Origin of the sequence: Plebeiibacterium sediminum (assembly GCF_026013605.1) — a bacterium.
In the GTDB taxonomy this organism is placed as follows: Bacteria; Bacteroidota; Bacteroidia; order Bacteroidales; family Marinilabiliaceae; genus Saccharicrinis; species Saccharicrinis sediminus.
On record NZ_JAPDPJ010000123.1, the window covers coordinates 1 to 6,888 of the forward strand.

Genomic DNA, 6,888 nt, shown 5'->3' on the forward strand with positions numbered 1-6,888 from the left:
CACTTTACAGATTAGTTGCTGGAATATTGTTTAGTTCAACAAACCCTCCAATCTGTAGGGTATGCAAGCAACCCTACATTAGAGGCTAAGTGTTGGCAAAAGTGCTTAATAATCTGCGATCAAGGTTTCATATGGAATATTAAGTTTATCATGCAATTTTCTAATCATCTGAAGAGTTAATTTTCGTTTTCTACTGAAGATTTCTGAAACTCTACTTTTATATCCGATAATTTTAGCTAAATCACTTTTTTTCATATCCATCTGTTCCATACGAAATTTAATAGCCTCTATTGGATCAGGTGGACCAATAGGATAATTTTCATCTTCATATTTCTCAATCAATATACTTAGAATCTCAGCTTCATCTCCTTCTTGTGAATCAATCGGAGCATCAAAAATCACCTCAAGTCTTTTTAAAGCTTGTTCGTAATCTTCTTCTGTCTTTATAACTTTTATGTCCATATCAATTAAATTTTATCTGCATCAATTTTATCATAATCAGAATGAGTACCTATAAACCTTATAAAAATCCATTGTCTCAAATAGTTTATATGTGTAATTAATCTGTAATTGTTTCCACATATATTAAATACAACTCGTCCTCCTTTTAAAATACTTGCTTTGGGATATTCATTTTTAATATCAGTGGGGCTAGACCAATTAGCTTTACATGCTTCTTTATACCATGTTTTAAGCTGTTCTTCTGAATCAGAATGTTTTTCCCAGAATTCTCGAAGTATTTTCTTGGCAATTACTCTCATTTTATCATCAATCAATTTACTACAAAGATAAGCAAAAGTTACCGCATTGGTAACATATTTTGTATGTTTTTTTCTTGCAGGACTTTTTCAGAGCATTTTTGCCAACGTTTAGTATAAGAAACGTAAGTGATTTCGAAGCTTTTTCCTGTCAAGTTGCACTGAGCCAAATTTGCGTTTTGACACAAATTTAAAAATTCAAAACAAGCCGTCAAATCGCAGATTTGGCGGAGCTGATTAAATGCTCCAAAGTTCCGTAAACCACTGAGCCACTTATGTTTTTTATACATTGTTACAGGGCGTTTTTCTTTATGGTAATTTATTCTTTACTGTCATACTTACCCGCTCTTTGACTTTTTCCAATTCAAATCCAAACTCATTATCAGCAGGCTTTATTGCAATTACATTTCCTATTTTAAATCTACTTACTTCCTCCAAATAATATGCAATGCTTCCAATCAAAAAGTCTACGGAATCAATTTTATCATTGGAATTATCTATAATCCGCTTGAATACATCATTTTCAGAAATGGTACTAGTTAAAGTAACTATGCCATATTTAAACTCTTTCCCTTTTTTTATTCCTTTAAAGTGAATCTCGTTTGAATCATTTGAAACGTAAACGAAATCCTTAAAATCTTTATGGGGTATGTCCAAATCAATAGCACTAAGTATCTTTTTTGTAGTTACCATTGGGGCTTTTGGCTCTTGTTTCTTGGCAAAAAGTTTATTGAAAAGTTTAGTCATTATTTTAAATCAATTCTCTTGTTCACTTTCGTTATATAGAATTTCCTTAGGTAAAAGGTCATTTTGTAAATATTTAATCTCAGCTTTTGCCCAAAGATTAAAATTGAAAATTCCCATTCTTCCATCGTCATGCCAATTACCATCCCTGTCTTGGATTTGAATAATCCATTTGTAGGACTTTCCATTCTTTGAGTATTCTTTAATCCTTGCAATTCCAGTCAAGCCGAATACAAGCTGGTTTAACATTTCATTTATTTCTTCTTCAGTATTTTCAAAATGCCAATGAAATGTCCCAAAGTGTAATGTATTTTCCCGATTGTTAGTTTGAAGCATAATATCAAAGCCATTGGAGTCATTGCTGAAAATCTCAAGTTCGTTATCTCTCTGCTCGAACTTAATCTCTGGGTATTTGATTAGTTTTTCAACTACTGTTTCAATAATCTTGTGTTCTGTCATCTGTGTCTTAGGTTAAATGCCCTGTAACGATATTAATATGCGGCGTTTTAATGCCGTATCATTTGGTGTTGTGAGCTGTTGGTTTTTTACCAACAGCGACCCTGTTGACCGGCTTGTCCTTTGAATACTTCTGCTTTCATTTAATTTAGTTAAACCGTATTCTCTTTATATCGGTATACGGAGAGTCCGGTTTACGTAACTGAAAGTAGTCTTTTTTTTGATTTATGTCGGCTTAATCATAAGATAATCTGATTAACAGACTTGACTTTCTGTTAATTTAACGCTAACTTCCCAAAAGTTGTTTGGACGGCTCACGTCCGAAAAGACAGCTTTTCAACGGTTTCACCGAAACAACTTTTATCCATATTATCTTATTTATAAGCCTCCTTTTTAATGACTACTGAAAGTTAAATTAAGTAAAGCAAATCTACCAAGGACGGTCTATAGGTCACAACGGCGAGTATAAGAATAGTAGCCGACTGCGTTGCACTTTACTGTCAAGTTACAAGAATACTGAAGCGGGCTACACCCCTTAAATTTACTACTATCTCGGCTATTATGTATATACATTGTACACTACTTACTTTTTATTTCTTAATATTGCTTAATGGTTCATTTACTGCTTATTAGCCCGTTTCCAATTTCGTTATATTACCCAAAATTCATATATTTGACATGTATTTGTATGTTAGAAAGTATATGAAGCGAAACATACAAAACACCCAGTAAATAAAGGATTGTACAATATAGTAAAAAAACGAAAAACAGTTTGTATGGGAGCAAAAGTTAGTACGTCGATAGTTTTATATAAAAGCCAAACCAAGAAGAATGGTAAGCATCCTGCTAAACTCAGGGTTACATACAACCGTAAACAAATGTATTACAGCATTGATAATAAAGAGCGTGTTTATGAATTTACGCCAGAGGAATTCAATAAAGTTCTCGCTCCAAAACCAAGAGGTGTATTTAAGGACATCAAGTTAGAGTTTTCATTAATTGAAGATAAAGCCAATAAGATTATTGCCTCAATGGAAACTTTTTCGTTCAGGCAGTTTAAAACAAAATTTGGTATTGCTGGAGGTGACCTTACAAATATTCTATTCTATTTTGAAAGGCGTATTAAAGAATTTGGAGATAATGACCAATGGTGTAGTTGGGCGCAATTCACTACCGCAATGAGAACCCTAAAAAAGTATTTTGGCAGTAATCAAATCGACTTTAGAGAACTAACTGTAAATGAACTAGAGAAATATGAGCAATGGATGGTAACACAAAATCTTTCAATGTCATCAATCAATACTTATATGGCTTCGACAAGGACAATATTCAAGATTGCTCAACGTGAGGGTGCAATATCAAAAGATTACTACCCTTTTGGTGAAGGTGGCTACAAACTTCCATCAAGTCAAAACGTGAAAAGAGCTTTGAAAATGAATGAGATTGAAAAAATATATAACTACGAATGTAAGGAGTTTTCATATCGTGACGAAGCTAAAGATTTATGGCTATTTAGTTACCTTTTAAATGGGGCTAATATGAACGATATTATCAGATTAAAGTATAAGAATGTTGATGATGAGTTCATAACATTTGTTCGTAGAAAAACCAGAAAGACTAGCAAATCATCTAAGCCAATAAGCGTTGCCCTAACTGATGATTTAAAAAAATTAATAGACAAATGGGGAAATAAAGACCGCTCTCCGGAAAACTATATATTTCGTTTTATAAGTGAAGATATGACCGAAAAGCAGATTAGGCGTTGCTTGGATAGACTAATCAAAAGAACTAACGACCACATGAAAAAAATCGCAACTGAGGTCGGAATAGAGAAAACGGTAACTACATATACGGCAAGGCACAGCTTTTCAACTGTATTAAAACGTTCAGGAGTTTCAACTGAATACATCGGGGAAAGTTTAGGTCATAACAATCTAAGGACTACTGAACTTTACCTTGATAGTTTTGAAGATGAAACAAAAAAAGAAGTGGCTAAATACTTAACAGCATTTTCAAAGGGGTGAGAAACTTTCGGGAGGTTTGTAAAATCTAATCCTCAAATGTTATTTTCCCAATCCGCTTCAACCAACCTTCAAGGAATAAATGATTTTTGCCTTTCTTGGCAATCTTGTGGTAATAGCGGATTCGAGCTTTTTTGATTTCCCAAAATAGTTCCTTTGGTTGGCAATTTGCAATCGCTTCAAGTGTCATTTTACCAATAATACCATCCATCTTCAAGTCGGCATCAAAGAATTGGTTCAAAACACGTTGAACGCCTCTGGCTCCCCATACTCCACTATTAACGCACCAGTCAAAAATGATTTCTTGTAGTGAACCGTGTAAAATACCGTCAATCCTGAACTTCTCATAAAATGTATGGCAATAAAAATCCTTTACCATACAATTCAGTTCAGGAATATCAATGTGCAAGTTCCAGGGGATTTCACCGTATGTTTCCTTATAGGCATCAATGTATTGCCAGCCTTCCCAATCGGGATGTAAATTCCGGGCAACACCCATGTAGGTTTCACCACCTCGGTCGCCTTCTACATTGGCATAATAGCCTTCGTGTTTGATTACACCATCAAACAACTCATCGAATGTTTTCATTGTTTACGTCTGTTTTTAAGTTTGACATCGTTAACTCCTGCTATTGCACCACCGAAAAGAAAATCAATAATGGTGCTTAGTTTGGTGGATATTCCACCGTTGATACTGCTTACAAATGCTATTTGCCAATCCTCAAGCTGAATGGTGTCGAAAATGAAGTAGTTCAGCATTACGAAAGTCAATGCGCACCAAGCAAGCAAAAAGAAGATTGCAAAGGCTTTTTGAAGCCAACTGTCTTTTTGATACATCTCTCTGGCCGAACTTCTATCGGCAACTGCCATCTTAAAAAGTTCCATTTTCCCCTGGAGCTTTTCTTCTTGTGTGGTAAATATTTCATCAATCAGCTTTGTGCCTTCTTTTAAGGTTTCCGCCGTTGCATTTCCTGCTAATTTTTTAAATAGCTTCATCGTTTTATAATTATCTCAGGCATTGCCTGTCATCGTTCTACAAATTTTAAAATGGTATCGAGCTTCTCGTTGAGCTGCTTAATGGTTTGGTGGAATAGTTCTTTACTCACATATATCTCCTTGGAGCTGTCCCTTAAATCTGATATGCGTTTATGCAGTACCGTGAACTTGTTTTCGCAGGAGGCAAGCTCCTTTGTCAAGTGCTGAATATCTTTTTCCAATAAATCGGTTTTGGCATCCACCGTTTCCTTTGTGGCATTCTTTGAAATGGCATTGCGGATGATGAAGGAAACCACACCAACGATTAGCGAACTAAAAGCTCCTATTACAATCCAATAGAATTTAATTGTCATTTCTTCCATGCTAAAAGATTTTAATGGTTTCTGTGCTCCCCTCCGGAAAGCGGTTTTTCTCCATCGTTGCACTTTGGTTTTCAATGTGCATAATGGCATCCACTATATGTTCCCACTTCGTTCCGCCTTTGGAGCTTCCGTCTCGGTTTGCCTGATTGATAATTACAAATGAGGTGTTCGGGAACTGTTTCTTCAGCTCTTTAAATTCCTCGTGAGAAATATCGGTCGTTTGAGTACTGTCGATAAAAACCACATCATAATCCCTAAATAGCTTCGGATTATAATCCTCGATGATTCCAATTGGGCTGTTGATTCCAAGCCTTACCACTTTCTCCTGCATTGTTCCTTTTGCACCTTCTTCATTGGCTACATACAGGACTTTATATCCGTGCTGTTTTACCAATTCATCGGCAAACATCAAGGCTACGGTACTTTTGCCATGAAAGCGTGAGCCGTAAATCATTATATAGAATGGGATATACAGCTTACCTAAGAGTTTACCGAACTTTCCCCTGATTGAGATAGTCTTAAAATTCATCTTAGCAAGGTCGTTTGCTAAAACAACCTGGTCGGATGCGATGACAGCGGTTCTTGTGGTGCCGGGATTGAATGCCCTGTTTTGAGAGCCACTACTTTTGGGCATTGAAGTAGTGGCATTTACTTTCCCAATCCTGCAATGCCTTGTAGCCCTTTTAACTGAACATTGGTAACAAGCAGTTTATCACTCTCCAGGTAATCATGTAAATGTTTTTGAACGTTTTTAACTTGTTCAAATTCCTTGTCGGATTTGTCAACCTTACCATTTTTTAATGAGTTGGTAACTGTGGTAAGCAAGCGTTGGGCTTTTGCCTTTGTGATATTGCCATACAGGTTAATGAATCTTTTAATCAATGCAACTGCCGGAGTAACGCCATAATCATCCACTATCTTTTTCAGTTTCGTGTATAACGAATCCGGAACTTCAAACTTGCAAGTGCCATTCATATCCTTGTAAGTCTTAATCAGGTCATTGCTTATGCTTTTAATTTCTGAGGCATACTTACTAGTTTTTCGGATAGTCTTTTCGGTAGCTGCCTTTTGAATCACCTTGTACAAAAGCGATACCTGACGTTCTGTTACCTTCTTATTGTGGAAGTTCAGATAACGCCTAATTACTTTTATCTCCAACGGCATCAAATCAACCTCGATGGGTTTTCGTTGTGCTTTTTTGGGTGCTGCCGTTTTCTTTGTTGCTGTCCGTTTGGGTGAAGCTTTCTTTGTCACATTTTTTGTCGATTTTTGTGACGAGGTAGTCTTCTTCTTCGCTGGTACTTTTTTAGGTACAGGGCTTTTCTTTTCTGAATCCTTTAGGTAAGGTTCAACGATTTTGAAATGATTATCAAGCATCTCTTTTATGTCCTTATCCTCATTGTAGAAATCGGCAAATGAATCGAACTCTTTATGTGCTTCCTGTGCTGCTTCCGGTAACTTTTTGAAGTCAATATTTTTGGTGGCTTCCTTGTAGTTTTTAACTGTAAGTTTCATATCACGATATTTTTAATTGTTTCTGTTTAATGCGAA

The 6,888-nt window shown here is 35.8% G+C and carries 10 protein-coding genes; 1 reads left to right on the forward strand and 9 read right to left on the reverse strand.

Translation table 11 applies throughout. The features are described 5' to 3' along the window. Positions 1-105: 105 nt before the first annotated feature. The 4 genes from OM075_RS23905 to OM075_RS23920 all read right to left on the reverse strand — a co-directional run bounded on the left by OM075_RS23905 (position 106) and on the right by OM075_RS23920 (position 1,961). Positions 106-462 (reverse strand): helix-turn-helix domain-containing protein, encoded by a 357-nt coding sequence (locus OM075_RS23905; protein WP_301193081.1) that lies wholly within the window; start codon positions 460-462, stop codon positions 106-108. 5 nt (positions 463-467) lie between these two features. Next, the gene (locus OM075_RS23910; RefSeq protein ID WP_301193082.1) at positions 468-761 is read right to left on the reverse strand and encodes a type II toxin-antitoxin system HigB family toxin; all 294 of its coding nucleotides are present in this window, start codon (positions 759-761) and stop codon (positions 468-470) included. A gap of 306 nt (positions 762-1,067) precedes the next feature. Next, on the reverse strand, positions 1,068-1,505 hold the full coding sequence (locus OM075_RS23915) for a hypothetical protein (protein WP_301193083.1): 438 nt from the start codon (positions 1,503-1,505) through the stop codon (positions 1,068-1,070). Between the two features lie 9 nt (positions 1,506-1,514). Further along, complete coding sequence (locus tag OM075_RS23920; RefSeq protein WP_301193084.1) at positions 1,515-1,961, reverse strand: hypothetical protein; 447 nt, start codon at positions 1,959-1,961, stop codon at positions 1,515-1,517. Positions 1,962-2,734: 773 nt separating this feature from the next. Here OM075_RS23920 and OM075_RS23925 point away from each other — a divergent pair. After that, complete coding sequence (locus OM075_RS23925) at positions 2,735-3,982, forward strand: tyrosine-type recombinase/integrase (protein WP_301193085.1); 1,248 nt, start codon at positions 2,735-2,737, stop codon at positions 3,980-3,982. Positions 3,983-4,007: 25 nt separating this feature from the next. On the opposite strand, the gene OM075_RS23930 is transcribed toward OM075_RS23925, so the two are convergent. The 5 genes from OM075_RS23930 to OM075_RS23950 are packed head-to-tail and all read right to left on the reverse strand — an operon-like array spanning position 4,008 to position 6,852. Next, positions 4,008-4,568 carry a glycoside hydrolase family 108 protein gene (locus OM075_RS23930; RefSeq protein WP_301193086.1) on the reverse strand — a complete coding sequence of 187 codons (561 nt, stop codon included), beginning with the start codon at positions 4,566-4,568 and terminating at the stop codon, positions 4,008-4,010. After that, positions 4,565-4,975 carry a hypothetical protein gene (locus OM075_RS23935; protein ID WP_301193087.1) on the reverse strand — a complete coding sequence of 137 codons (411 nt, stop codon included), beginning with the start codon at positions 4,973-4,975 and terminating at the stop codon, positions 4,565-4,567. Before OM075_RS23935 ends, OM075_RS23930 begins: the two co-directional genes overlap by 4 nt. Positions 4,976-5,004: 29 nt before the next feature. Continuing rightward, a complete protein-coding gene (locus OM075_RS23940) occupies positions 5,005-5,337 on the reverse strand; it encodes a hypothetical protein (RefSeq protein ID WP_301193088.1) in 333 nt (110 codons plus the stop codon). Between the two features lies 1 nt (position 5,338). Next, positions 5,339-5,971 (reverse strand): P-loop NTPase family protein, encoded by a 633-nt coding sequence (locus OM075_RS23945; RefSeq protein WP_120271245.1) that lies wholly within the window; start codon positions 5,969-5,971, stop codon positions 5,339-5,341. A gap of 14 nt (positions 5,972-5,985) precedes the next feature. Continuing rightward, positions 5,986-6,852 carry a hypothetical protein gene (locus OM075_RS23950; protein WP_301193089.1) on the reverse strand — a complete coding sequence of 289 codons (867 nt, stop codon included), beginning with the start codon at positions 6,850-6,852 and terminating at the stop codon, positions 5,986-5,988. Between the last annotated feature and the right edge of the window lie 36 nt (positions 6,853-6,888).

Bases quoted from the DNA above. Each gene is read 5' to 3' on its own strand.
- OM075_RS23930 (WP_301193086.1), bottom strand. From the start codon at position 4,568: ATGAAAACATTCGATGAGTTGTTTGATGGTGTAATCAAACACGAAGGC.
- OM075_RS23940 (WP_301193088.1), bottom strand. From the start codon at position 5,337: ATGGAAGAAATGACAATTAAATTCTATTGGATTGTAATAGGAGCTTTT.
- OM075_RS23945 (WP_120271245.1), bottom strand. From the start codon at position 5,971: ATGCCCAAAAGTAGTGGCTCTCAAAACAGGGCATTCAATCCCGGCACC.
- OM075_RS23925 (WP_301193085.1), top strand. From the start codon at position 2,735: ATGGGAGCAAAAGTTAGTACGTCGATAGTTTTATATAAAAGCCAAACC.
- OM075_RS23935 (WP_301193087.1), bottom strand. From the start codon at position 4,975: ATGAAGCTATTTAAAAAATTAGCAGGAAATGCAACGGCGGAAACCTTA.
- OM075_RS23910 (WP_301193082.1), bottom strand. From the start codon at position 761: ATGAGAGTAATTGCCAAGAAAATACTTCGAGAATTCTGGGAAAAACAT.
- OM075_RS23915 (WP_301193083.1), bottom strand. From the start codon at position 1,505: ATGACTAAACTTTTCAATAAACTTTTTGCCAAGAAACAAGAGCCAAAA.
- OM075_RS23920 (WP_301193084.1), bottom strand. From the start codon at position 1,961: ATGACAGAACACAAGATTATTGAAACAGTAGTTGAAAAACTAATCAAA.
- OM075_RS23950 (WP_301193089.1), bottom strand. From the start codon at position 6,852: ATGAAACTTACAGTTAAAAACTACAAGGAAGCCACCAAAAATATTGAC.
- OM075_RS23905 (WP_301193081.1), bottom strand. From the start codon at position 462: ATGGACATAAAAGTTATAAAGACAGAAGAAGATTACGAACAAGCTTTA.